Origin of the sequence: Methyloversatilis sp. RAC08, from assembly GCF_001713355.1 — a bacterium.
GTDB lineage: Bacteria > Pseudomonadota > Gammaproteobacteria > Burkholderiales > Rhodocyclaceae > Methyloversatilis.
The window spans coordinates 3,232,685-3,258,057 of the sequence record NZ_CP016448.1 but is presented as its reverse complement, the minus strand read 5'-3'; the positions used below and the strand labels follow the sequence as shown (position 1 = coordinate 3,258,057).

General features: G+C 66.4%; 21 protein-coding genes. 12 read left to right on the top strand and 9 right to left on the bottom strand.

What is annotated here, in order from left to right:
- The first annotated feature begins 78 nt into the window (after nt 1-78).
- The 3 genes from BSY238_RS14880 to BSY238_RS14870 all read left to right on the top strand — a co-directional run bounded on the left by BSY238_RS14880 (nt 79) and on the right by BSY238_RS14870 (nt 2,903).
- Entirely contained in the window at nt 79-1,242 is a 1,164-nt protein-coding gene (locus BSY238_RS14880; RefSeq protein WP_069040722.1) for a sensor histidine kinase, read from the top strand.
- Complete coding sequence (locus tag BSY238_RS14875) at nt 1,239-1,901, top strand: response regulator (RefSeq protein ID WP_069039834.1); 663 nt, start codon at nt 1,239-1,241, stop codon at nt 1,899-1,901. The genes BSY238_RS14880 and BSY238_RS14875 overlap by 4 nt, the downstream gene beginning before the upstream one ends.
- A gap of 237 nt (nt 1,902-2,138) precedes the next feature.
- The gene (locus tag BSY238_RS14870; protein WP_069039833.1) at nt 2,139-2,903 is read left to right on the top strand and encodes a TIGR01458 family HAD-type hydrolase; all 765 of its coding nucleotides are present in this window, start codon (nt 2,139-2,141) and stop codon (nt 2,901-2,903) included.
- 468 nt (nt 2,904-3,371) lie between these two features.
- On the opposite strand, the gene BSY238_RS14865 is transcribed toward BSY238_RS14870, so the two are convergent.
- The 4 genes from BSY238_RS14865 to BSY238_RS14850 form a co-directional block, all read right to left on the bottom strand.
- Nucleotides 3,372-4,736, bottom strand: a complete 1,365-nt coding sequence (locus BSY238_RS14865; protein ID WP_223300156.1) for a replication-associated recombination protein A — start codon at nt 4,734-4,736, stop codon at nt 3,372-3,374.
- A gap of 23 nt (nt 4,737-4,759) precedes the next feature.
- A complete protein-coding gene (gene lolA / locus BSY238_RS14860; RefSeq protein ID WP_442922953.1) occupies nt 4,760-5,395 on the bottom strand; it encodes an outer membrane lipoprotein chaperone LolA in 636 nt (211 codons plus the stop codon).
- A gap of 2 nt (nt 5,396-5,397) precedes the next feature.
- Nucleotides 5,398-7,626 carry a DNA translocase FtsK gene (locus BSY238_RS14855; RefSeq protein WP_069040720.1) on the bottom strand — a complete coding sequence of 743 codons (2,229 nt, stop codon included), beginning with the start codon at nt 7,624-7,626 and terminating at the stop codon, nt 5,398-5,400.
- A 143-nt stretch (nt 7,627-7,769) separates the two neighbouring features.
- Nucleotides 7,770-8,393, bottom strand: coding sequence for a Crp/Fnr family transcriptional regulator (locus BSY238_RS14850; RefSeq protein ID WP_069039831.1), 624 nt, complete (start codon nt 8,391-8,393; stop codon nt 7,770-7,772).
- A 416-nt stretch (nt 8,394-8,809) separates the two neighbouring features.
- Here BSY238_RS14850 and trxB point away from each other — a divergent pair, with 416 nt between their 5' ends.
- Entirely contained in the window at nt 8,810-9,766 is a 957-nt protein-coding gene (trxB, locus tag BSY238_RS14845; protein ID WP_069039830.1) for a thioredoxin-disulfide reductase, read from the top strand.
- A 22-nt stretch (nt 9,767-9,788) separates the two neighbouring features.
- A complete protein-coding gene (locus BSY238_RS14840) occupies nt 9,789-10,367 on the top strand; it encodes a Smr/MutS family protein (RefSeq protein ID WP_069039829.1) in 579 nt (192 codons plus the stop codon).
- A 30-nt stretch (nt 10,368-10,397) separates the two neighbouring features.
- Here BSY238_RS14840 and BSY238_RS14835 read toward each other — a convergent pair whose 3' ends face one another.
- Nucleotides 10,398-10,736, bottom strand: a complete 339-nt coding sequence (locus tag BSY238_RS14835) for a P-II family nitrogen regulator (protein WP_069039828.1) — start codon at nt 10,734-10,736, stop codon at nt 10,398-10,400.
- 100 nt (nt 10,737-10,836) lie between these two features.
- Here BSY238_RS14835 and BSY238_RS14830 point away from each other — a divergent pair, with 100 nt between their 5' ends.
- From BSY238_RS14830 to BSY238_RS14800, 7 genes are all read left to right on the top strand, one after another.
- The gene (locus BSY238_RS14830; RefSeq protein WP_069039827.1) at nt 10,837-11,385 is read left to right on the top strand and encodes a heme NO-binding domain-containing protein; all 549 of its coding nucleotides are present in this window, start codon (nt 10,837-10,839) and stop codon (nt 11,383-11,385) included.
- Nucleotides 11,382-12,719: a response regulator gene (locus BSY238_RS14825; RefSeq protein ID WP_069039826.1), complete on the top strand. Its 1,338-nt coding sequence runs from the start codon at nt 11,382-11,384 to the stop codon at nt 12,717-12,719. Before BSY238_RS14830 ends, BSY238_RS14825 begins: the two co-directional genes overlap by 4 nt.
- Before the next feature lie 121 nt (nt 12,720-12,840).
- Nucleotides 12,841-13,674 (top strand): DNRLRE domain-containing protein, encoded by an 834-nt coding sequence (locus tag BSY238_RS14820; RefSeq protein ID WP_069039825.1) that lies wholly within the window; start codon nt 12,841-12,843, stop codon nt 13,672-13,674.
- 35 nt (nt 13,675-13,709) lie between these two features.
- Nucleotides 13,710-14,219, top strand: a complete 510-nt coding sequence (locus BSY238_RS14815; RefSeq protein ID WP_150123954.1) for an exosortase/archaeosortase family protein — start codon at nt 13,710-13,712, stop codon at nt 14,217-14,219.
- On the top strand, nt 14,216-14,809 hold the full coding sequence (locus BSY238_RS14810) for a hypothetical protein (RefSeq protein WP_069039823.1): 594 nt from the start codon (nt 14,216-14,218) through the stop codon (nt 14,807-14,809). The genes BSY238_RS14815 and BSY238_RS14810 overlap by 4 nt, the downstream gene beginning before the upstream one ends.
- A 367-nt stretch (nt 14,810-15,176) precedes the next feature.
- Entirely contained in the window at nt 15,177-18,542 is a 3,366-nt protein-coding gene (locus tag BSY238_RS14805; RefSeq protein WP_069039822.1) for an RCC1 domain-containing protein, read from the top strand.
- A 193-nt stretch (nt 18,543-18,735) separates the two neighbouring features.
- Complete coding sequence (locus BSY238_RS14800; RefSeq protein WP_190295028.1) at nt 18,736-20,970, top strand: S8 family peptidase; 2,235 nt, start codon at nt 18,736-18,738, stop codon at nt 20,968-20,970.
- A gap of 106 nt (nt 20,971-21,076) precedes the next feature.
- On the opposite strand, the gene BSY238_RS14795 is transcribed toward BSY238_RS14800, so the two are convergent.
- The 4 genes from BSY238_RS14795 to orn all read right to left on the bottom strand — a co-directional run bounded on the left by BSY238_RS14795 (nt 21,077) and on the right by orn (nt 25,361).
- Entirely contained in the window at nt 21,077-22,333 is a 1,257-nt protein-coding gene (locus BSY238_RS14795; protein ID WP_069039820.1) for a helix-turn-helix transcriptional regulator, read from the bottom strand.
- Nucleotides 22,334-22,493: 160 nt separating this feature from the next.
- Nucleotides 22,494-23,153 (bottom strand): helix-turn-helix transcriptional regulator, encoded by a 660-nt coding sequence (locus BSY238_RS14790; RefSeq protein ID WP_069039819.1) that lies wholly within the window; start codon nt 23,151-23,153, stop codon nt 22,494-22,496.
- A gap of 38 nt (nt 23,154-23,191) precedes the next feature.
- Entirely contained in the window at nt 23,192-24,808 is a 1,617-nt protein-coding gene (locus BSY238_RS14785) for an NAD+ synthase (protein ID WP_069039818.1), read from the bottom strand.
- 4 nt (nt 24,809-24,812) lie between these two features.
- Entirely contained in the window at nt 24,813-25,361 is a 549-nt protein-coding gene (orn, locus tag BSY238_RS14780) for an oligoribonuclease (RefSeq protein ID WP_069039817.1), read from the bottom strand.
- Between the last annotated feature and the right edge of the window lie 12 nt (nt 25,362-25,373).

Here is a 25,373-nt window from a genome sequence, read left to right as displayed (position 1 = left end):
GTCCGTGCATGGAAGGCGACTGTTGCGCCCTTTGGCACGCTTGATGCAAGGCTGGCGCATTGCTTCAACGTGCGCGCCGTGTTTGCCAACCTCCACCATCTATCGCATCACGCTGCCTGGCGACACCAGCTCGAAATGCTGCTGGAGTCGGCCGGCGAAGGCATCTACGGCATCGACCAGCGCGGCCGCTGCATATTCATCAATCGCGCCGGGGCCGAACTGATCGGCTTCGATGCCGACGAAGTGCTCGGCCGCAACATGCACTATCTGATCCACCACGCGCATTCCGACGGCCGCTGTTACGAAGTCGAGGACTGCCCGATCTTCCGCGCCTTCCAGGAAGGGCGGGGCGTGCGGGTCGAATCCGAAGTGCTGTGGCGGCGCGACGGCAGCGCCTTTCCGGCCGAGTACACGTCCTACCCGATCCGCGACGCCGGCCAGATCGTCGGCGCCGTGGTCACCTTCGCCGACATCAGCGAGCGCAAGCAGGCCGAGGCGGTGCTGCGCGCCAATCAGGCTGAACTGGAACGGCGCGTGTCGGAACGCACCGCGGCGCTGTCGCAGGCCAACGCGAAGCTGCAGCAGTCGCACGGCGCGCTGCAGCGGCTGTCGGCCCACCTGCAGCAGGTGCGCGAGGACGAGCGCGCCCACATCGCACGCGAAATCCACGACGAGCTGGGCGCGTCGCTGACCGCGCTGCAGTTCGACCTGAACTGGCTGCGCGCCAAGGTGGCGTGCGACGACACGCTCGAGCGCAAGTTCGACGACATGGTGGGCGTCACGCAGCAGGCGCTGGGCGCGGTGCGGCGCATCCTGACCGACCTGCGGCCTGGCGTGCTCGACCACCTCGGTCTGTGGGCGGCGATCGAGTGGCAGTTGCAGGAAATGCAGGCGCGCAGCGGCGTGCGCTGCACGCTGAACGTTCATGACACCGGCCCGGAGCGCCGGCTCGGGCGCAGCGCGGAAGTGGCGGTGTATCGAATCGTGCAGGAAGTGCTGACCAATATCGCACGCCATGCCGGCGCCACCGAAGTGCAGGTGGATGTGACCGGCGCGGCCAGCCACATCGAACTGCGCATCCGCGACAACGGTCGCGGCATGCAGGTGCCGGCACAGCCCACCTCCTTCGGCCTGCTCGGCATGTATGAACGCACCCGCGTGCTGGGTGGCGAATTGCAGATCGACAGCGCGCCGGGCGCCGGCACGATGGTCACGCTGCGCGTACCGGATTCGACCCGATGAATTCGTTCGCGGACGCCAGCCGGCCCACGCGCGTCGTCATCGTCGACGATCACCTGATGCTGCGCCGGGGAATTGCGCAGATCCTCGGCGAGAACCCGGCCATCGCAGTGGTCGGCGAGGCAGCGGGCGGCCCGGATCTGATGCGTCTGTTGCGCACCGACGGCGCCGACGTGGTGCTGCTCGACATCGCGCTGAACGACCGCGACGGCTTCGATGTGCTGAAACAGCTGCGCGGCGAATTTCCGCAGGTTGCAGTGCTGATGCTGTCCACCTACCCCGAATCGCAGTTCGGCGTGCGCGCGCTCAAGAGCGGCGCGTCGGGCTACCTGAACAAGGGCTGTTCGACCGAACAGCTGTTCGACGCCATCGCCCGCGTCGCGCGCGGCGGCCTGTTCGTGACCCCCGAACTGGCCGAGCGGCTGGCTTTCGGCGTGCGCAGCGACACCCCCGCCAGTCCGCTCGACAGCCTGTCGAACCGCGAAATGCAGGTGCTCAAGCTGCTCGCCAGCGGCCACAGCGTGGGCGACATCGCGCGCGAGCTTTCGCTGTCGGCCAACACCATCAGCACCTATCGGGCACGCTTGTTCGAAAAACTCGACATCAAGAACCCGGTCGAACTTGTGAGCTTCGCCGCCCGCCATCAACTGGTGACGCTGTGATCCTTCGTGCCTGACCGGCAGGCAAGGGAAGATCGCCGAGGCGCTGCGGGATGGGTGCCGTGGGAGCTGTCCCTGTGGGAGCGGCCGAGGTTTTGTGGGAGCGGCGGCCTCGCCGCGATCAGTGCCGCGACCGTCATTGTGCAGAGTGCGTATCGCGGCGAGGCAGCCGCTCACACAGGCCGCAGCCGGGGCTGTTCGCCTGCGCTCGCCATCGCTGACTCATCCGGGAGACCTGCCATGCCACTGCCCGCCCACCCCAAGGCCCTGCTGATCGATCTGGCGGGTGTGCTTCATGTCGGCGACCAGATCATCCACGGTTCGATCGAAGCGCTCGCCCGGCTGCGCGCCGCCGGCTTGCCGCTGCTCTTCCTGACCAACACGACGCGCACGCCGCAACGCACGCTGGTCGCGAAGATGAATGCGCTCGGCTTTGCGATGCGCGAAGACGAACTGCTGACCGCTCCGGGCGCCACGCTGAATCTGGTGCGCTCGCGTCGGCTGCACCCGCACTGGATCGTGCATCCCGACCTGCGCAGCGAAGTCGGGCCGGATGCCGCACAGCCTGACGCTGTCGTGCTCGGCGACGCCGGTCCGTACTTCGACTATGCCACGCTGAACATCGCTTTCCGCCTGATCCAGCGCGGCCTGCCCTTCATCGCCATGGCGCGCAACCGGACCTTCAGGGAAGAGGACGGCCTGTCGCTCGACATGGGCGCCTTCGTCGCCGCGCTCGAATACGGCACCGGCGTAACGGCAGACATCGCCGGCAAACCGGCGGCGCCCTTCTTCCAGGCCGCGCTCGACCGCCTCGGCGTGGCGGCCGCCGACGCTATCATGGTCGGCGACGACCTGCGCGACGACATCGGCGGCGCGCAGGCGCTGGGCATCGCCGGTGTGCTGGTGCGCACCGGCAAGTATTCAACCTCCGACGAAAGTCACCCGGACATCCGGCCGGACGCCATCCACGACGATTTCGCCCGTTTCGCCGCGTGCCTGACTTAGGGCCCGCCAGCGGGCGATGAGCGGCGCGCCTTCTGCGGGAGCGGTACATGTGGGGTAAATCCCGTGGGGTGCATCCTGTGGGGTGCATCCTGTGGGGTGCATCCTGTGGGGTGCATCCTGTGGGGTGCATCCTGTGGGGTGCATCCTGTGGGGTGCATCCTGTGGGGTGCATCCTGTGGGGTGCATCCTGTGGGGTGCATCCTGTGGGGTGCATCCTGTGGGGTGCATCCTGTGGGGTGCATCCTGTGGGGTGCATCCTGTGGGGTGCATCCTGTGGGAGCGGCGGCCTCGCCGCGATACGCACGCTGCAATGCGACCATCGCGGCACGATCGCGGCGAGGCCGCCGCTCCCACAGGGGCCGCTCCAACAGGCCGCCGCTCCCGCAGGAACTGCGCTGACTGCAGCGGGCGTCTGCGAGCGCTGCTCGGCGCCCGAGAAGCGGCCCTTGCCCGCGATACCAGCGTCGGTCAATCGCCGCGCGCCTTGCGGTCCCGTTCGCGCAGCGCGGCCAGTTTTTCGGCGATCTTCGCTTCCATGCCGCGATCGGTCGGCTGATACCACTGCGGTTCGGGCATGCCGTCGGGCAGGTAGCGCTCGCCCGCCGCGTAGCCGTCCTGCTCGCTGTGCGCGTAGCGGTACTCGGCGCCGAAGCCCATGTTCTTCATCATTTTCGTCGGCGCGTTGCGCAGATGCATCGGCACCGGGCGCGAACCGTCCTCGGCCACGAAGCGGCGCGCGGCGTTGTACGCCATGTAGACGGCGTTCGACTTGGCGGCGCACGCAAGAAAGATGACGGCCTGGGCGAGCGCCAGTTCGCCTTCGGGCGAGCCGAGCCGTTCGTAGGTCTGGCAGGCCTGCAGCGACAGTTCCAGCCCGCGCGGGTCGGCCAGACCGATGTCCTCGACCGCCATGCGCACGATGCGCCGGCCCAGGTAGAGCGGATCGGCGCCGCCGTCGAGCATGCGCACGAACCAGTACAGCGCGGCGTCGGGGTTGGAGCCGCGCACCGACTTGTGCAGCGCGGATATCTGGTCGTAGAAGGCGTCGCCTCCCTTGTCGAAGCGGCGCAGATTGCGCGACAAGGTGCTGTCGACGAAGGCTGCGGTGACCGGATCGACTTTGGCGGTGCGCGCAGCGGTATCGAGTTGTTCCAGCAGATTCAGCAACTTGCGAGCGTCACCATCGGCGAAGCCGATCAACCGGGCGCGCGCGTCCTCGTCAAAGGCCAGCCCGTTCAGGGCGCAGGTGCGGGCGCGCTCGAACAGCGCCTGCAACTCGTCCTCGTTCAGGCTCTGCAATATGTATACGGCGGCGCGCGACAGCAGCGCGGAATTGACCTCGAAACTCGGGTTTTCGGTCGTTGCTCCGATGAAGGTGACGGTGCCCGACTCGACGTAGGGCAGGAAAGCGTCCTGCTGCGCCTTGTTGAAGCGATGCACCTCGTCGACGAACAGGATGGTGCGCCGGCCGGTGTTCGCGGCGACCGCTTCGGCGCGCTGCATGGCTTCGCGGATGTCCTTCACGCCGGCAAACACTGCAGACAGCGCGGTGAATTCGGCATCGAAGGCGGTGGCCATCAGGCGCGCCAGCGTGGTCTTGCCGACACCCGGCGGCCCCCACAGGATCATCGAGTGCGGAATGCCGGATTCGAACGCAAGCCGCAGCGGCTTGCCCGGCCCGAGCAGATGCTGCTGACCGATCACCTCGTCCGGCGTGCGCGGGCGCAGCAGTTCGGCCAGCGGTGCGTGGGCCGAACTTCTGGCCTCGCCGGGTGCAGCACTGGCGCGCGCGGGCGGCGCCGGTTCGTCCGGCATGCCGAATAGATCAGCCATGCACGGTGATCACGAAAGGCCGCTCACTGATTCGCGCCGTCGCCGATCACGTCGGCGCCGGCGGGTGGCGTGAAGCGGAACTGCGCGTCATCGAGCTTCGGATTGCGTTCGAAGCTGTTGAATCGCAGCAGCGTGGTCTGACCGAAACTGTCGCGCAGCACCATGCCGCGCAGCATGCCGTCGGCGAAGCCGATGCGCACCGATTCGAAACCGCCTTCCGCGGCATTGGGTTTGGCGTCCACCCAGGACAGTCCGTCCTCGACACCGCCTTCGCGCAGTTCGAAATTGCGTTCGAGTTCGTTGCGACCGGCAAGCAGCGCTGCGGGCGTCGACGCCAGGGCGTCGCCCAGCGTCTTCACCGTGACCTGATTCAGATCGCGGTCATGCACCCACAGCTTTTCGCCATCGCCGACCAGCAACTGGTAATAGGGCTTGTCATAGGTCCAGCGGAACTTGCCGGGGCGCGAAAACGCCATCGTGCCGCTCGCTTCCTGCGGCTTGCGACCGGACTTCGCGGTCACCCGCTGCTCGAAGCTCGCACGACCTGACTGGGTTGATTCGATGAAGGCACGCAACTGCTCGATGCCGCTCGCGGCCGAAGCCGGCAGCGCCAGCAGACACAACGCGGCGACGACGGATGCCCGCCACGGATGCACCATGATCATTCCTCCCGCACCGGCGCCAGCACTTCGCGACCGCCGGTGGCATTCATGGGTGACACGAGCCCGGATTTCTCCATCTGCTCGATCAGGCGCGCGGCGCGGTTGTAGCCGATGCGCAGGTGACGCTGCACCAGCGAAATCGACGGCCGGCGCGTCTTGACGACGACTTCGACCGCCTGATCGTACAAAGGGTCCGCTTCGCCGCCAGCACCGCCACCCGCACCTTCGAGCTGCAGTTCGCCGCCGTCGTCGTCGGTCGCGCCGGTCAGCAGGCCTTCGATGTAATCCGGCGCGCCGGTGCTCTTCAGATGATCGACCACCTTGTGCACCTCGCCGTCGGCGACAAAGGCTCCATGAACCCGCGTCGGCAGGCCAGTACCGGGCGCGAGGTAGAGCATGTCACCCTGGCCGAGCAGCGCCTCGGCGCCCATCTGGTCGAGAATGGTGCGCGAGTCGATCTTGCTCGACACCTGGAAGGCGATGCGGGTCGGAATGTTCGCCTTGATCAGGCCGGTGATCACATCGACGCTCGGCCGCTGCGTCGCGAGTATCAGGTGAATGCCGGCCGCGCGCGCCTTCTGCGCCAGCCGGGCGATCAGTTCTTCGATCTTCTTGCCGGCCACCATCATCAGGTCGGCCAGTTCATCGATGACGACGACGATCATCGGCATCGTCTGCAGCGGTTCGGGCGTGTCCGGCGTGATCGAGAACGGATTGTTCAGCGGCACCCCGGCTTTTTCGGCTTCCAGCAGGCGGGCGTTGAAGCCTGCCAGATTACGCACGCCGAGCGTCGACATCAGCTTGTAGCGACGGTCCATCTCGCCAACGCACCAGTTGAGTGCGTTGGCGGCATGGCGCATGTCGGTCACGACCGGTGCGAGCAGATGCGGAATGCCTTCGTAAACAGACAGTTCCAGCATTTTCGGGTCGATCATGATGAGCCGGATGCGGCTCGGATCGGCCTTGTAAAGCAGCGACAGGATCATCGCGTTGATCGCCACCGACTTGCCCGAGCCGGTCGTACCGGCGACCAGCACATGCGGCATGCGCGCCAGATCCGCCACCACCGGCAGGCCGCCGATGTCCTTGCCGAGCGCCATCGTCAGCGGGCTGGCCATGTCGTGATAGGCGACCGAACCGAGGATTTCCGACAGGCGCACGATCTGCCTGCGTGCGTTGGGGATTTCCAGCCCCATGCAGCTCTTGCCCGGAATGGTCTCGACCACGCGGATGCTCGTGACCGACAGCGCGCGGGCCAGGTCTTTCACCAGACCGACGATCTGGCTGCCCTTGACGCCGGTCGCCGGCTCGATTTCGTAGCGCGTGACGACCGGGCCCGGATAGGCGGCCAGCACCTTCACCTCAACATTGAAATCGGCCAGCTTGCGTTCGATCTGGCGCGAAATGAGTTCCAGCGTTTCCGGACTGGGCGGTTCGATGTCCGGCTTCGCTTCGTCGAGCAAGGCGAGCGGCGGCAGCGAGCCGGGCAGATTGGCGAACAGCGTCTGCTGACGCTCCTGATTGACCCGTTCCGACTGCTGCACTTCGACTTCCGGCACTTCGATGCGGATCGGCTCGCGCCGGCGCGACGGCTTGCGCCGCTCGGCCTCGACCACCGCCTCGCGCTGTTCCGCCACCTGCTGGCCGACCCGGCGGTCGCGCCACGTGGTGAAGGCGCGCACGCTGCCGAACCACACAAGTTCCAGCACCCTGCCGACCGCTTCGGCCGCACCGAGCCAGGTCACGCCGGTCATGCCGCTCAGCCCGACGCCAAGCGATACCAGCAGCAGCAGCGTGCTGCCGGTGAAGCCGAATCCGCTGCTCAGCAGCTGGCCGAGTTCGTTGCCCAGCATGCCACCCGGCCCGACCGGCAGATCAGCCGACAGACTGTGAAAGCGCACCGCCTCGAGCGCGCTGCTCGACAGCAGCACCAGCAGAAAACCACCCAGCGCGACGTAGAGCGGGCGGCGATCAAGCCGACGTTCGCTGGCGCGCGACAGCCAGATGCAGCCGCCGATCAGCAGGGCCACCCACCACCAGGCCGACAGCCCGAACAGGAACAGCGCCAGATCGGCCAGCCAGGCACCGAAACGGCCGGCCGGGTTGGACAGCCCTTCGGACGCGGCGGCGTGTGACCAGCCCGGATCGGCGCGGTCGTAACCGCCCAGTGCCATGATGAGGTAAAGCGCCAGCGCGGCAAGGACCAGCCAGCGGGCCTCGTGCAGCACGGCGGCGATGCGTTCGGGGAGGGGAAGTTGCTGAGCGTCTTTCGCCACAGGGGAGATGGCGCGGGGCCGGGGTTGAAACAGGCCCGATTATAAGACGCGGGCCGCATCAGCGGCCCGTGTCGGAAAGCGGCGACCTGCGAGCGTCAAACGGTTTCGAGGCGCTCGCGCAGATGGATCTTGCCGTTGGCTTCTTCGATCAGGCCCTGCAGGTGCAGATCCTTCATGACGCGCGACACCATTTCGCGCGACGCACCGATCATCTTGGCAATGTCCTGCTTCGAAATCTTGCGATTAACGACCTTCTGGCCATCCACCTCGTCGGCCATTTCGAGCAGCAGGCGCGCCACGCGACCATAGACATCCATCAGCGCAAGACTTTCGATCTTGCGGTCGGCGGTGCGCAGGCGCGCCACCAGATTGCGCATGATGAACATCGACACGTCGAAGTTCTCCTGCAGCACGCGCTTGAAGTCGGTCTTTGCAATGACGATCAGGTCACTCGGCACCACGGATACCACGGTGGCCGAACGCGGGTTGTCGTCCAGCACGCCCATTTCGCCGAACAACTCGCCCGGACCGAGCATCGACAGGATGACCTCGCGGCCCTCCTCGTCACTCACCAGCACCTTCAGGCTGCCGGACAGGATGAGGTAGACGAAGTCAGTCTTGTCGCCGGCGCGGACCACGATGGAACCGCGCGGCACGCGCCGCATGTTGGATACCTTGGCGACCGGGTCGAGCGAACTGTCGGGCAGCCCGCTGAACATCGAAAACGTGCGCAAAGCCGTAACTGAAACGGGGTGAGCCGTTACCATCTCTAGACCTCCTGATGCGAGCATGCCTGACAGGAACAGGCTGCGCCGCTTTGAATGGATCGTCGCGCCTGTGGTCATTCTCCGGGCCACTGCGTCGTCGCCGGAGATGGGGTTGAGCCACAAACACTGATGCGGCCCTGATTATAGGGACTTTTCCACACTGGAAACAAATTGCCCCAATATCTGTCTTGTTTATCGGGCGGATGACACAAGAACTTGAGAGCGATCGTGCGCAGGCGCGATCGCTATAATCCGTCGCTTCCGCGCCTCGTCAATTACGGAGCGTCCGGGCACCTCGGGCGCCAAGAGATTCCTGGCGCAGTCAGTTTCAAAGCTTCGTCGTTCTTCCACCTCACCGGAATCAAGTCATGGCTTCACGGCACTCGCGTCTTCTCATTCTGGGCTCCGGCCCCGCCGGCTACACCGCTGCGGTCTATGCCGCGCGCGCCAATCTCAAACCCGTGCTGATCACCGGCATGGCCCAGGGCGGCCAGCTGATGACCACGACCGATGTCGACAACTGGCCGGCCGATGCCGAAGGCGTGCAGGGCCCGGACCTGATGGCGCGTTTCCAGCGCCACGCCGAACGCTTCGAAACCGAACTGCTGTTCGACCACATCCACACCGCCCACCTGACCGAAAAGCCGATCCGGCTGGTCGGCGACAACGGTGAATACACCTGCGACGCGCTGATCATCGCGACCGGTGCCAGCGCCAAGTATCTGGGCCTGCCGTCGGAAGAGAAATTCGCCGGCAAGGGCGTGTCGGCCTGCGCGACCTGCGACGGCTTCTTCTACCGCAATCAGGATGTCGCGGTCATCGGCGGCGGCAACACGGCGGTCGAAGAGGCGCTCTACCTGTCCAACATCGCACGCCACGTCACCGTGGTGCACCGTCGCGACAAGTTCAAGTCCGAGAAAATCCTGCAGGACAAGTTGTTCGACAAGCAGAAGCAGGGCAAGGTGACCATCCGCTGGCACAGCACGCTGGACGAGGTGCTGGGCGACAAGACCGGCGTGACCGGCATGCGCGTCAAATCGACGCTCGACGGCTCGACCGAGGACGTTCAGCTGTCCGGCGTGTTCATCGCGATCGGCCACCAGCCGAACACGTCGCTGTTCGAAGGCCAGCTCGACATGGAAGGTGGCTACATCGTCACCAAGGCCGGGCGTCAGGGCGATTTCACGGCAACCAGCATCCCCGGCGTGTTCGCTGCCGGCGACGTGCAGGACCACATCTACCGTCAGGCGGTCACCAGCGCCGGCACCGGCTGCATGGCTGCGCTCGATGCCGAGCGCTACCTCGACAGTCTCGGCCTGGCCTGATTCCGGTTGGACATGACGCGCGATGTCTTCGAACAAGAGGCGGCGCCACCCGGCGCCGGCGCTGCCCGACGCTGAAGACATCGCGCTGTTCAGGCAGGCGGTGGAAGGCGTGCATCGTCTATACACCGACCGCATCCTGCTCGAAACCCCGCCGCCGCGCGCCTGGCCGGTACAGCGTGAAGCGGACGACCGGTCGGTGCTGGCCGAATCGATCCGCGGGCCGCTATCGACCGATCTGCGTCTGGAAGGCGGCGAAGAGCCGTCCTTCCTGCGCGCCGGTCTGGGCAAGCAGGTGCTGCGCGACCTGCGACGCGGCCGCTGGGTGTCGCAGGGGCAGATCGATCTGCACGGCGCCACACGCGACGCCGCGCACGATCTGGTGGTCGGTTTCATGCACGACGCGCACCGGCGCGGACTGCGCTGCGTGCGGGTCATTCACGGCAAGGGATTGGGTTCGCCCGGGCGGGAGCCGGTGCTGAAAGGCCTGGTGCTGGGCTGGCTGATGCATCGCCAGGAGGTGCTGGCGTTTTGTCAGGCTCGGCCGCACGAAGGCGGCGCGGGGGCCCTGATGGTGCTGCTCAAACCGATGTCCGGCCAGTAGTCCAGGAGGCCCGGAACCAGGCGATGGCCGTCAGATGGCTTCTTCGCCCGACTCGCCGGTACGGATGCGGATGACCTGTTCGACCGACATGACGAAAATCTTGCCGTCACCGATCTTGCCGGTTCGGGCAGCCTTGATGATGGCTTCGACCGCGCGGTCGACGGTCTCGTCGGCCACGATGACTTCGATCTTGATCTTGGGCAGGAAATCGACGACGTATTCGGCGCCCCGATACAGTTCGGTATGGCCTTTCTGCCGGCCGAAACCCTTCACTTCGGTCACCGTCAGACCGGTCACGCCCACTTCGGACAATCCTTCGCGGACTTCGTCGAGCTTGAATGGCTTGATGACGGCTTCGATTTTTTTCATGGTGCTTTCTCCTCGCTAAGGCCGCGAAGTATAAAGGCTTCAGGCTTCACTGGCAGCGCCGTTAACCGGGCATCGTCAGCGGGTAGCGGGGAGGTCCGGCATGAAGGGCATGGTATTCACGGAATTCATCGACATGGTCGAGGCACGTTACTCGCCCGAACTGATGGACGAAGTCATCGAGGCGGCTGCACCGCCGAATGGCGGCGCCTACACCGCCGTGGGTCAGTACGACCACCATGAACTGGTGAAGATGGTGGTCGAGCTGTCGGCACGCACCGGCAAGACCGTGCCCGAACTCGTGCGCACCTTCGGCGAATACCTGTTCGGCCGCTTCCACCAGGGCTACGGCCACCTGTTCTCGGGCATGAATGACTCCTTCCACATGCTGTCGAGCATCGAATCCATCATCCACCCCGAAGTGCGCAAGCTCTACCCGGACGCACGGCCACCGCGCTTCGACATCGGTGGCGACGGCATCAACACGCTTGAAATGACCTACCGCTCGGACCGCCACTTCGGTGACCTCGCGGAAGGCTTGATCACCGCCTGCATCGCGCACTTCAACGAGAACATCGGCATCCGCCGCGAAGACATTTCGGATGCGCCCGGCAGCGTCATCCGCTTCACGCTCACCCGCGGCACGGCATGAGCGAGCCGGGCAGCACGGCGCCGGACGACAGGCAGATCGCGCTGTACGAGCGCAGGCTGGCGCGCGAGCGCGCGGCCCGGCACGCGGCAGAACAACTGCTGGAAGACAAGGCACGCGAGCTGTTCGACAGCAACGAGGCGCTGCGCGCCCTCGCCGCCTCCCTTGAGTCGCAGGTCATCGAACGGACCGCCAGGCTGTCCGAGGCGCTGGCGCGGGCCGAACAGGCCGACCGCGCGAAGTCCGATTTCCTCGCCACGATGAGCCACGAAATCCGCACACCGATGAATGGTGTGATCGGCATGGCCCAGCTGCTGGCGACATCGGAACTGAATGCGGAGCAGACGCAGTACGTCGACACCCTTCTCGAGTGCGGTGATTCGCTGCTCGGCCTGATCAGCGACATCCTCGATTTCAGCAAGATCGAGGCGGGCCGTCTGGAGCTGGACATTCATGCCAGCACGCTGTCCGACCTGCACGACAGCGTGCTGTCGATCACCCGGCCCCAGGCGAGGGCAAAGTCGCTGTCGCTCGAACTCGATTCTGCGGTCGCACCGGACACCCACGCCATGATCGATGCCGGCAGGCTGCGTCAGGTACTGGTCAATCTGGTCGGCAACGCCATCAAGTTCACCGCCGCCGGATCGGTCGTGCTGCGCGTGCGGCCGGCACCGATGCCTGACGGCACACCGGGCGTCGAATGGGCCGTCATCGACACCGGCGTCGGCATCGCGGACGACAAGCGCGCCCGGCTGTTCCGCCCGTTCTCCCAGGTCGACACCTCCACCACCCGCCACTTCGGCGGCACCGGGCTGGGGCTGGCGATCAGCCAGCGCCTGGTGCAGGCCATGGGCGGCCTGATCGTCGTCGACAGCACGCCCGGTGCAGGCAGCACCTTCAGCTTCGTGCTGCCGCTGACCGAAACCATTGCCAGCAGCCCCCCGGCCGCCGTGACGGACGACGCAGCGCCACGCCTGCCCGCCGATCTGCGCGTGCTGGTGGCCGACGACAATCTGGTCAACCGTCTGCTGGTGCAGCGGATGCTGCAGCGTCTCGGGGTCGAACCCGATCTCGCACACGACGGCGCCGAAGCGCTCAGCCTGTGGTCGGAACGTGGCTACGACGTGATCCTGATGGACATGAGCATGCCGGTGATGGACGGCCTCGAAGCGACGCGCTCGATCCGCAGCAGCCCGGGCCATCAGCCGCAGATCATCGCGCTCACCGCGAATGCCTTCGAAACCGACCGGCGCCATTGCCTGGACGCCGGCATGGACGACTTTCTCGCCAAGCCGATCAACTTTGCGCAGTTGATGGAAAAGCTGAACGCATTCTGACCGACCGTACGGCGCAGCGCTCCTTGACCTCGTGCGCTGCGCATTACGGGCGCACCCACGCATCACGAAATCATCACGTTTCGTACCTAGACTCCGTCGCATACCTTTCCGGAGCCGTCGCATGAGTGCCATGTCGCGATTTGTGATGGTTTCCCATGCGCGCCCGTGGTGTCTTTCGCTTGTGCTGATCGCTTTCGCCGCTCCGGCGCAAGGTGTCGAAATACAGCGCGCGCCGGCAGCCGATGCGACCCTGTTCGGCGACGAGCCGGGCCTGGCAAACGGATCGGGTTCCCACCTGTTCATCGGCGCCACGGCGGCCGGTTTTCCACGACGCGCCCTGGTGCGCTTCGACCTCTCCGACGTTCCGCCCGGATCGACCGTACGGTCTGCTTCCTTGCGTGTGGTGATCGACCGCATCGCCAATGGCGCACCCGCCGACAGTGTGGCGGGCCTGCACCGGGTGCTCGCCGCGTGGGGTGAGGGCGCTTCGGGTTCAGGCGGAGGAGGCAACGGCGGTGGCGAGCTCGCGTTGCCCGGCGACGTGACCTGGACGCAGCGCTACCATGCGGCTGCCCCGCCCCAGAGCTGGAGCACCCCGGGTGGAGACTTTGCGGCGGAAAGCGCATCGATTCTGCTGGTCTCGACCGGCGCCTTCGTGTGGGCAGGCACGCCGGAAATGCTGGCCGACATTCAGGGATGGGTGAATGATCCGTCGTCCAACCACGGCTGGTTGATCCGCGGTGCAGAAGCAACGACGCGCTCCGCCAAGCGCCTGGTCAGTCGGGAAGGGGGAGTGAATGTGCCGTTGCTGACCCTGGAATACGATCCGCCGACCGCCGCGTCGGGTGATGTGCCTCTTCCCGCCTGGGCCCTGGGCGCACTGGCTGCCTCACTGCTTGGCGCAGCGGTCCGGCCACGACTGCGCAAACGAGAATCGGAAACTTCGAAACCGTGACGGAAGGCAAGCCCGCAGATGACTCGGTCGGCACCATGGCTTTCTGGCGCGTCGGCATTTTCGCGCTGATTTTCGCCGCGCTGCAGTGGGGCTGGTCGGTGCAGCAGGACAGCGCGCTGTTCCGGCTGTGGGTCGAAGACCTCAATGTGCGCGCCGCCGTCGTGCTGATCGCCGCAGTTCAGCCGGAAAGCGGTGCCGCAGCGGCCGGACCGCGCGTGCAGGCACCGGGTGGCGGCATCAATGTGCTGCAGGGTTGCGACGGTGCAGAGTTGCTGTGGCTGATGACAGCCGCCTTCGCCGTGGCGCCGCTCGCCTGGCGCTGGCGATTGGGTGGCTGGCTGGCCGGGCTGCTGCTCGTGTGGCTGCTCAACGTCACGCGCATCACGGCGCTGTTCTTCGCCTGGCGCAGTGATCCACGCTGGTTCGACTGGCTGCACAACTATATCGGGCCCATCGTGCTGGTGGCGCTGCTGGCGCTGTATTTCCAGTGGATCATGCATCGCGCGCCCGTTCCCGAACCTGAACCGGACATCGGCTATCGATGAATCCGGGCCATGTCGCGCTGCGCTTCATCGCAGCGCTGTGCCTCATCGGCGCGCTCGTGCTGTGGCAGGGCGAGGCGCTGATGCAGCGTCTGCTGCCCGCGATCGCGCTGACGATGGACCTGATCGATCGTCATCACAGCGTGCTGTCTCTCGGCATCACGCAAACCGGCGCCGACACGGTGATCCGCCTCGAAGCCGGCATCCGTCAGCTGATCCTGACCGGCACGCATGTGACCTATGCCGACCCGCGCGCCCGCGCCGTCATCACCACGCCGCTGGCGACCTTCTGGCTCGCACCCACATTGTTCATTGCGCTGCTCGCCGCCTGGCCGGCACAGCGCACCGCCGAATGGCCACTGCGCGCACTGTGCGCCCTGCCCGCCCTGGCTCTGCTGCTCGCGCTCGATGTCCCCTTCGTGCTCGACGCCCTGCTCTGGGCACTGCATCGCGACGCGCATGACCCGCACGGCAGCTCGCCGATTCTGGTCTGGTCAGCTTTCCTCAAATCCGGCGGACGATTCGTGCTGGCGGGTCTGCTCGCTGTGTTGATCGTGAGATTGACGGCGCGCGTCGCGTCGCGAAGCGCCTGACGCACGGGGGCCGAACGCGCCAGGCGACGCGCGCGTCACGACCGAATGGGTGGACGAAATCACCGTCCATGAAGTTTTCATTACACCGCGGACGCCATTCCATAAACATGGATGAAATCAATTAGCATCATTTCCGATGCGTGGGTGTGCCGCGCGTGGACGTCGTGATCGCCGAAGCCGTGTCATGTCGTCCTCATCATTTGGCCCGGACTTCAGCCGCCGGTCTTTCTCGATGCGACATGCGGTCAAACACGGTGGTCCGATGCAACAAAGCCCGGCATCCATCGGGATGATCGGGAACAAGATAAAAATGGCGATTCAGTCTTTGCTTCGAGCGTGTGCCGCCGTGCGCACAGCGCTCGCATCCATGTGCGTACTGCATGCGGCGCTGTGCAGCCTTCCTGCGCAAGCCGCCACCCCGGGCGACGGGCTGGCCGAGCCGGTCACGGCGCCCAGCGCCCAGACGCTGGACTTCGCGCCACTGACCGACCGCGCGCGGGTGCTGCCGGCCTTCAACCTGAGCGCCACGGCGTCATCCGGGCTGGCGGCGATATTCGAAAGCAGCACACCTGCGGTGTGTTCAGTGTCGGGCAACACGGTCACGACGCTCCGCGTCGGACGCTGCTCGATCACGGCGACTCAGGCGGGCGACGACGATTTCCTGCCGGTGAGCGTGACGCGCAGTTTCGAGGTGACGGCAGCACTGGCGGCGGGCGGCGGGCATTCGCTGGAAATCCGAGCGGATGGAACGCTGCATGGCTGGGGCGCCAATGCCTCGGGTCAGCTCGGCGACGGCAGCACCATGACTCGCCCGACACCGGTGCCGGTGAGCCTGCCGGCCGGGGTGTCCGCACTGAGCGTTGCCGCGGGCGGCGCCCACAGCCTGGTCCTGGGTTCGGATGGCAAGCTCTATGCGTGGGGATCCAACGCCGAAGGCCAACTCGGAGACGGCAGCACCACGCAGCGCACGACACCGGTGCAGGTGAGCCTGCCCGCCGGGGTGTCTGCCCTGGGCATCGCAGCCGGCGATGGCCACAGTCTGGCCATGGGCTCGGATGGCAAGCTGTACGCGTGGGGGAACAACGACTTTGGGCAGCTTGGCGACGGCGGCGTCCAACAGCGCGCGACACCGGTACAGGTGAGCCTGCCGGTCGGGGTGAGCGCGCTCAGCGTTTCGGCGGGTCGAGTCCACAGCCTGGCCACGGGCTCGGACGGCAAGCTGTATGCGTGGGGGAGCAACACCCGCCGCCAGATCGGCGACGGCAGTCTTGCCCAGCTGCGCGCGACACCGGTTCGGGTGAGGCTGAGTACCGGAGTATCTGCGCTCAGCGTCACCGCTGGCGACGATCACAGTCTGGCGGTGGGCTCGGATGGCAATCTGTACGCATGGGGGAGCAATTTCGACGGCCAGCTCGGCGACGGCAGTGCCGTTCCGCCAGGGACACCGGTGCAGGTGAGCCTGCCCGCTGGCGTGTCTGCGCTCAGCCTCGCCGCCGGCGCCACCCACAGCCTTGCGCTGGGTTCGGACGGCATGTTGTACGCCTGGGGTGGCAATTCCGACGGCCAGCTCGGCGACGGCAGCTACACCGGGCGCGCCACACGCCTGCAGGTGAGTCTGCCCGCCGGCGTGTCTGCGCTCGGTGTTGCCGCGGGCGGTGTCCACACGCTTGCGATGGGTTCGGACGGCACGCTGTATGCATGGGGCGGCAACGAGTATGGCCAGCTCGGCGACGGCAGCGCTGCTTCTCGTACGCCACCGGGGCGAGTGAGCCTGCCGGCCGGCGTGTCGGCGCTCGACATCGTGGCCAGCGGCGACCACAGCCTGGCTCGGGCCTCGGATGGCAAGCTGTACGCATGGGGCGAAAACGCCGTCGGCCAACTGGGCGACGGCAGCACCTCGGATCGCACGACACCGGTGGCGGTGAGCCTGCCGGCGGGCGTGTCCGCACTCAACGCCGCAGTCGGCGCATCCCATGGTCTGGTCGCGGGCTCGGACGGCAGATTGTATGCATGGGGGGAAAACAGGTATGGCGAGCTCGGCGACGGCAGCACCTTGCAGCGCACGACGCCGGTTCAGGTGACTCTGCCCGCCGCGGTGTCTGCACTCACCGTCGCAGCCGGTACCTTCCACAGTCTGGCACAGGGGGCGGATGGCACGCTGTACGCATGGGGGAGCAACGGCTACGGCCAGCTTGGCGACGGAAGCACCCTCCAGCGCACGACGCCGGTGTCGGTGAATCTGACGGCCGGGGTCAGTGCACTCAAGGTCACCGCGGGCCGACTCCACACCCTGGCTCAGGGCTCGGATGGCAAGCTGTATGCGTGGGGGGACAACCTCTACGGCCAGCTCGGCGACGGCAGCACCACGGCTCGCCCGACACCTGTACCGGTCGTTTTCCCCACCGGCGTGTCCGCACTCGGCGTCGCAGCCGGCCAATACCACAACCTGGCTCGTGGCTCGGATGGCAAGCTCTATGCGTGGGGCGACAACGGCTTCGGCCAGCTGGGCAACGGCAGCACCGCGGACAGCAGGACACCGGTGCTCGTGAGCCTGCCAGCCGGGGTGTCCGCGCTCAGCGTCGCAGCCGGCGATTACCACAGTCTGGCCCTCGGATCCGATGGCAAGCTGTATGCATGGGGAAACAACTACTACGGCCAGCTCGGCGGCGGCAGCATCACACTGCGCACAACGCCCGAACCGGTGAGCCTGCCCGCCGGGGTGTCCGTGGTCAGACTTGCCGCGGGCTTCGACCACAGCCTCGCCGTGGGATCGGATGGCCAGGTGTTCGCGTGGGGACGCAATGCCGACGGCCAACTCGGCAATGGTGTGCTTCGCAACAGCGCCGTACCGCTGTCGGTCAATAGCGCGCAGACGATCAGCTTCGCAGCGCTGCCCGATCTGCCGTTGTCGGCTGCCACCATCGCCGTGAGCGCCAGCGCGAGTTCCGGCCTGCCGGTGCGCTTCGATTCATGGACCCGCTTGGTATGCACGGTGAGCGGCGACACGGTCGCACTGCTGCGTACCGGCATCTGCGTGGTGTCGGCCGATCAGCAGGGCGACGAAAGCCGCGCGCGTGCCGACACGGTGACCCAGTCCTTCACCGTAACCGGCACCGCGCAAACCATCAGCTTCGCGCCACTGGGCAATACCTGGCTGGGTGAAGCGGCGCCGGCGCTCGTGCTGTCGTCCAGCTCCGCACTGCCGATCACACTGGTGTCGAACACGCCCGGCGTGTGCGAGGTGGCAGGCGGCGGGCTCACGCTCCTCATGATCGGAACCTGCCAGCTCACGGCCAGCCAGCCGGGCAATGCCATTTTTGAACCAGCCGCACCGGTCAGCCGCAGTTTCATCGTGTCTGCTGCGCGCAGCACGCAAAGCGTCAGCTTCAGCGCGCTGCCCACGCTGGCGGTGGGCGCCAGCGGCGCGCTGATCGCCAGCGCCAGCAGCGGCCTCGTCGTCAGCTTCGACAGCCTCACCCCGGACATCTGCTCGATCAGCGGCAGCTCGCTGACCGCGGTGAGCACTGGCACCTGCATGGTGTCTGCCACTCAGTCGGGCAACGCGAGCTTCCGGCCGGCGAACACCGTGACGCAGAGCGTACAGATTGGCGCCAGCCAGAGCGGCGGCGGCGAAGACGGCGACGTACCCTTGCCCGGCTGGGCGCTGGCCGCCCTGGGCGTGGCCCTGGCCCGCGCCGCGATGCAGCGCAGGCCGCGGAAAAGCGGCGACTGATCGGCGGTCGAAAGCGCAGCGCACTCGTCTTGCACTGACCAAAAAGTCGATCGGGATCGCGATGACGAGCAAAGGTGAAATCTTTCGTCCATAAAGTTCGTTCCTGAATGACGGCATAGGCAAGCGATTGATGGCGCTCGGCTCAACCTGCAGCGTGATGTCACCCAGGTCCGGCCTGTCGTGCCTGATGGCCATGATCGGCATGCTTGTGTCGTGTGTCGGCGCAGCAGCACATGCCGCCCCGCGCCACATCGATGCCGACGTGGCCGCGGCGCTCGAACGCGGCGAAGCGCCGCGGGTGATCGTCGAACTGACCGACGACGACAGCGTGCTGATGTCGAGCACGGTGCAGCGGCGGCGCGACACGATGAAAGCTGCTGTGATCGCCGCGCTGCCGGCCGACCGCATCAGCGTGCGCCGCCGCTACAGGACGATGCCCCTGCTGGCACTCACACTGAAGCATGCCGATGCGCTGCGCGCACTGCGGAGCGACCACCGGATCGCCGCTGTATATATGGACAAGCAGCGCAAGGCGATCGGCGCACAGGCGCTGCCGCTGATCGGCCAGCCGGCGGCAGTCAGTGCGGGGTATCAGGGCGCGGGCACGGCGGTGGCGGTGCTCGATACCGGTGTCGATTACACGCTGGCGCCGTTCGGCGCCTGCACGGCGGTCGGCGTGCCCGCCGGCACGTGCAGGGTGGTCGCGGCATACGAAGCGGCGGTCGAAGACAATGCGCGCGATGCCGATGGCCACGGCAGCAAGGTTGCGATGACGGCGCTGGCGGTCGCGCCTCAATCTTCCATCGTTGCCATCGACGTGTTCGAGCCCGAAGGCGCCTTCGATTCCGACGTGATCGAGGGCATGGACTGGGCGATTTCGCAGCGCGCGACCTACAACATCGTTGCGCTCAATCTGAGCCTGGGCGACACCCAGCAAAACGCCAGCGCCTGCACGCTGACACCCTATGTCGCCGCCGTGCGCCGGGCACGCAACGCTGGGCTGGTGGTGGTGATCGCCGCCGGCAACGACAGCCACACGGCCGGTGTCGCCGAACCAGCCTGCGTCGCCAACGCCGTAGCGGTCGGCGCTACCTACGACGCCAACGTCGGCCAGCGCGCCTTCGGCAGCTGCACCGACAGCACGACCGCGGCGGACAAGGTGACCTGTTATTCCAACAGCGGCGAGCCGCTCGACCTTTTCGCGCCGGGCTCGGTACTCACCCTGAGCGGCAACACGCTGGACGGCACGTCCTTCGCCGCGCCCATGGTCGCGGGCGCGGTGGCCGTGCTGAAACAGCGCTTCCCGCTCGACACGCCGGAACAGATCGAAAGCCGGCTCAAACTGAGCGGCCCCGCGGTGACCGACACCCGCAACGGCCTGCAGCGTCCGCGGCTGGCACTGGGCGCCGCACTGGCCGGCGCAGGCACCGAAAGCAACGACGCCTTCGCCGCCGCGCGCGTGCTCGGCGGCGCATCGGCCACCGACAGCGGCAGCAACACGCTGGCCAGCAGCGAAGCGGGCGAGCCGGCACACGACGGCATCGCCGCGACGCGATCGCTGTGGTGGGTATGGACCGCGCCGGCTTCAGGCATGCTGACGCTGGATACCAACGGCAGCAATTTCGACACCATGCTGGCCCTCTACACCGGCAGCGCCCTGTCGTCGCTGGCGCTGCTGGCCAGCGATGACGACAGCGGCACAGGCGCGCAGAGCCAGCTCGAAACCGTCGTCACCGCCGGCACGACCTATCGCATCGCCGTCGATGGCTTCAATGGCACCACCGGCAACATCGTGCTCAACCTCGCCCTCGACGAACGCGCGGAACAGAACATCGTGTTTCCGTCGCCGGGCGACGTGTGGCTGGACCAGGGCAGCTTGGCGCTTGAAGCGCTCGCCAGTTCCGGCCTCGCGGTGAGCTACGCATCGATCACACCGGCCACCTGCAGCGTCAGCGGCAGCATCGCCACGCTGCTTGCCGCCGGCACCTGCAGCCTCACCGCCAGCCAGGCCGGCAACGGCGACTGGTTTGCCGCCGCGTCGGTCACGCTTGGTTTCACGATCAAGCCGGCGCGCGGCAGCCAGACCATCACCTTCCCGATTCCACCCCCATTCGCCGTCGACGCCGGCCCGGTCCCCCTCGCCGCCAGCGCAAGTTCAGGTCTCGCGGTGAGCTATCTGAGCCTGACACCGACCGTGTGCGCCACCGCCGGCAGCCAGGCCAGCCTGCTCGCCACCGGCACCTGCACCGTGCAGGCCAGCCAGCCCGGCAACGACGTGTGGCTCGCCGCCATACCAGTCAGCGTGAGCTTTGCGGTCACTGCGGCCGCGGCGACCGGCCCCAGCGACGGCGATGTGCCACTGCCCGGCTGGGCGCTGGCCAGTCTGGCAGCGGCGCTGGCGGGGAGTGTCTGGCGGCGCGGTCGTTGAGCACTCGGGCAGGCGCACGCCTCTCAAGCGCGCAAGCCTGCGCGGCACAACCCGATTGACCCCGGCGACGCGGCAGCCATCAAGGTGACGTGATCACCTCCAGGCTTCAGGCGAAGTCATCCGGTGCGAACATTCCGGACGCGTGCGGCAAGTGTGGAACAGGACGGCGCGGCGAAAACGCCGCTGTTGCCGCACCGTCCTCGTCATCTCTCCGCAGACCGAAAAACATGAACGGGATGGATCGCATACGGTTGATCACCTCGACCAGCCGGATGCCGTTCGGCTTTGCCTTCACGGACTGCACCAGGCGCCGTGTCGTGCTGAGTGCCAAGCCATGCAGCTCGGCGATCAGCGCCACCGGCATGCCCTGTGCAATGCACATGGCCACCTTCGCTTCCGCTCTCGTCAGGTCAAAAGCGCTGGCCAGGATGCTCGAGTCTGTCTGAAGATCGCCTTTCAGTTCATGCACCACCGCCAGCAGTACCGGACACGAAATGAAAGCCGACGTCTCATTATCCTGCAGCAGCATCAGTGTCATGCCCGCGACACGCAACCCAGCCGGCCGTGCGATACCGACATGTTCGCTGGCAGCGAACGTGGGATGGGCTCCGGCCGACAATCGCGCAGCGTCCGCCTCGCGATAAAGCCTGTCGGCCAGTGCTCGCAAGGCCCGGTCGTCCTCTGGGTATGCGAGCGCGAGGCGACCTTCACGCTCTGATAGCGCTGAACCAGACGATATCAGCGAGCGTGCGGGCCGGTTTGCAAAGAGCACCCTGCACTCGCCATCGAGCAGAACGATCGGCGAACCGAGGTGCTGCATCACGAGTTCAGCCGCCGCATGCTGTCTGCCGAGCCGCGCGTGCAACTGCGCAAACGCGTAGGCCTTTGCGATGTGAAAGGAAAGAATGTCGCAGGCCAGGAAGTCATCTCCTGCCAGCGGCCCCAGTTCTGCGCGCCGTGTGACCAACAGACTGACGGCGGTGTCACCGCTCGCGATCAGCTTGATGCCACTGACCCAGCGCCCCTCGTCGGGCGGCTGAAACGCCTTGTGGAAGGAGTCGCTGCAAACGGATGCATCGTCGACCCGTTCAGGACAGTGAACCCAGCATCCCGGGCTCGTTGCGTGCAGACGCGTCAGCAGCGGATCCCCCAGGTGGACTCGACTTTTGAACACAAGCCGCGCCTTCGGCGGCACGTCGCCAACTTCGACATGGAACAAGAGCTCACGCCGCGACACGTTGATCTCGCAGAGCGCAACGGCGTGGCCTCGCACCATGCGATTCACGTCGTACAGCGCGCACTCCCAAGTCACCTCTGCGCTGCCCGTCGCAGCGCGATAAAGCTGCTCGATGACCGCATGCATTTCTGCTCCATTCCCCACGACACCTCCTGAAGACGCATCACTTCACACCCGCTCGCGTCGCCCCGCATGCATCGACGCCAAGGGAGCCGGGGCCGGCCGCTCACGGCGGCATGTAGAGTTGGGGCGCAATTACCGCTGCAAGACGCAAGCCCTGCAGCGCTCAGACGTTCCCGCCCGGCGCGGTACGCACACGCTGTGTGCTCGGGATCAGGCCGTGGGCAACCGCACTTGCGTGTGCCGCAACATCGTTGGCCGGCCGGCGCGGGCGGTGTGCAGTGTCGCCACTGCACTGCATGCCAAGGAATATGAAGGGCAATGAAAGCACGCGGCTCACCACCTCGCTCTGACGGGTGCACCCCATTTTCGCAAGCATGGATTTCACCTGGCTGCGCACCGTGCTCACCGCCTTGCAGCGCTGTTCGGCGATCTGCTCCACCGACAGCCCCAGCGTAATCGCGATGGCGATCCGTGCCTCCGCCCGCGTATGCCCGAGGGCGCTCGCGACGACCGACGGATCGGGCTCTGACTCGCCCTGCGACATATGCGCCACCGCCAGCAAGGATGGGTTGAAGCCGAAAGCGCCTATCGTGCGCTCGGGCGACAGCGAATTAAGCATCATGCCGAACACGCGGCTCCTCTCGGGCTGAGCCACACCTTCGTGGCCGCTCACCGCCAGCGGCAGATAGACACAGGCCGGAAAGCGGTCATCGCCTGCCTTGCCATAAAGCGACTTCGCCACGTTGCGGAAGGCCCGGTTGTTGTCCGCATGCCGCAGGACCAGACGGCCATTGCGCGCGTACAGCGCGCCCCCGGCAGACATCAGCCGTGCTCAAACTCTGCAATCGTAGCAAGTGATGGTCAGCTCTCGTCCCGATACCCACTCGTAATCGGATACCGCCAGTCCTTCCCGAACCCCCGCTCGGTCACCCTCACCCCCGGGGGCGCCTGCCGCCGCTTGTATTCATTGCGCTTCAGCAACCCGATCACCCGCTTCACATCCGCTTCGGCAAAACCCTGAGCAATGATTTCGCGCGGTGATTCGTCGCGTTCCATATAGGCCTGGATGATGGCGTCGAGCACCTCGTAGGGCGGCAGGCTGTCCTGGTCGGTCTGGTCGGGGCGCAGTTCGGCGGATGGGGCGCGGGTCAGGATGTTCTGCGGAATGTCGGGCTTCACGCTGTTGCGCCAGGCGCACAGGCGATAGACGAAGGTCTTGTAGATGTCCTTGATCACCGCGAAGCCGCCGGCGAGGTCGCCGTAGAGCGTGGAATAGCCGACGGCCATTTCGCTCTTGTTGCCGGTGGTGAGCACGATGGCGCCGGTCTTGTTCGACAGGGCCATCAGCATGATCATGCGGGCGCGCGCCTGCACGTTCTCTTCGGTGGTATCGGCCCTGGCGTTGCCGAACAGCGGTTTGAGCATCTGCTCAAAGGTCTCCATCGCGGGGGCGATCGACACCTCGTCGTAGCGCACGCCGAGGTTCTTCACCAGTTCGCGCGAGTCGTCGAGGCTCATCTGCGCGGTGTAGGGCGACGGCATCATGACGGCGCGCACATTCGCCGCGCCGATGGCGTCGACGGCGATGCACAGCGTAAGTGCTGAATCGACGCCGCCCGACAGCCCGATCAGCGCCTGCCTGAAGCCGTTCTTGCCGAGGTAGTCGCGCACACCCAGCACCAGCGTTTCGTAACAGTCCTGCTCGACCGGGGTGACCGGCGGCAGGGGCTGGGCGACGAAGTCGCCGTCGCTGAATTCGACCGTGGCGAAGTGCTCGCGGCAATGCGGCGCGCACCAGGCGAGGCGGCCGAGCCGGTCGAGCGCGAACGAGGCGCCGTCGAACACCAGTTCGTCCTGACCGCCGACCAGATTGCAGTACACCGCCGGGATGCCCGTCGCGAGCACGCGTTCGGCCAGCACCTGTTCGCGCGTGACCGGCTTGTCGACGTGGTAGGGCGAGGCGTTGAGCACGGCCAGCAGCTGGGCACCCGCGGCCGCCGCGGCTTCCGGCGCGCCAGCTTCCCACACGTCGGCGCAGATGTTCACGCCGACCTTCACGCCGGCGACCTCGACCACCAGCGGGGCTATGCCTTCGTCGAAGTAGCGTTCTTCGTCGAACACTTCGTAATTGGGCAGGCGCTGCTTGAAATACGTCGCTTCGACGCGGCCGCCACGCACGACACTGGCGGCGTTGTACAGGCGGTCGCTCGTCGCATGCGGGTGACCGACCAGCAGCGCAAGCCCGGCCGGTGCGTCGGCCGCCAGGCGCGCCAGCGCGGCGGCACAGCCGCGGATGAAGTCGGGGCGCAGCAGCAGGTCTTCCGGCGGATAGCCGCACAAGGCAAGTTCGGGTGTCAGCAGCAGCTGGGCGCCCTGCTCGACCGCGCGCTGCGCGGCGTCGAGGATGAGTGAGGCGTTGTGGTCGAGGTCGCCGACCACGCAGTTGATCTGCGCAACCGCAATGCGGAGGGTGCTCATGGCCTCACTCCATGCGCAGGAAGTGTTCGCGGTAGAACTTGAGCTCGTCGATCGATTCGTAGATGTCGGCCAGCGCCTCGTGCCGCTGCGCCTTCCTGAACTGCGCCGCGAGCTCGGGCCGCCAGCGCTTGCACAGCTCCTTCAGCGCCGACACATCGAGATTGCGGTAATGGAACCAGGCTTCGAGCTGCGGCATGTGACGGGCGAGAAAGCGGCGGTCCTGGCAGATCGAATTGCCGCAGATCGGGCTGGTGCGCTCGGGCAGGTACTGGCTCAGAAATGCGATCATTTCCGTCTGGGCGGCCACTTCGGTGACGGTCGAGGCGCGCACGCGCTCGGTCAGGCCAGACTTGCCGTGCGTGCTGGTATTCCATTTGTCCATGCCGGCGAGCACCTCATCGGACTGGTGCACGACGATCACCGGCCCTTCTGCGACCACTTCGAGATGCGCGTCGGTGACCACGCAGGCCAGTTCGATGACGCGATCGTTGTCGGGGTCGAGACCGGTCATTTCCATGTCCAGCCAGACGAGGTAGGTGGGGTCCTGTGCCATAATCGAGAAAAT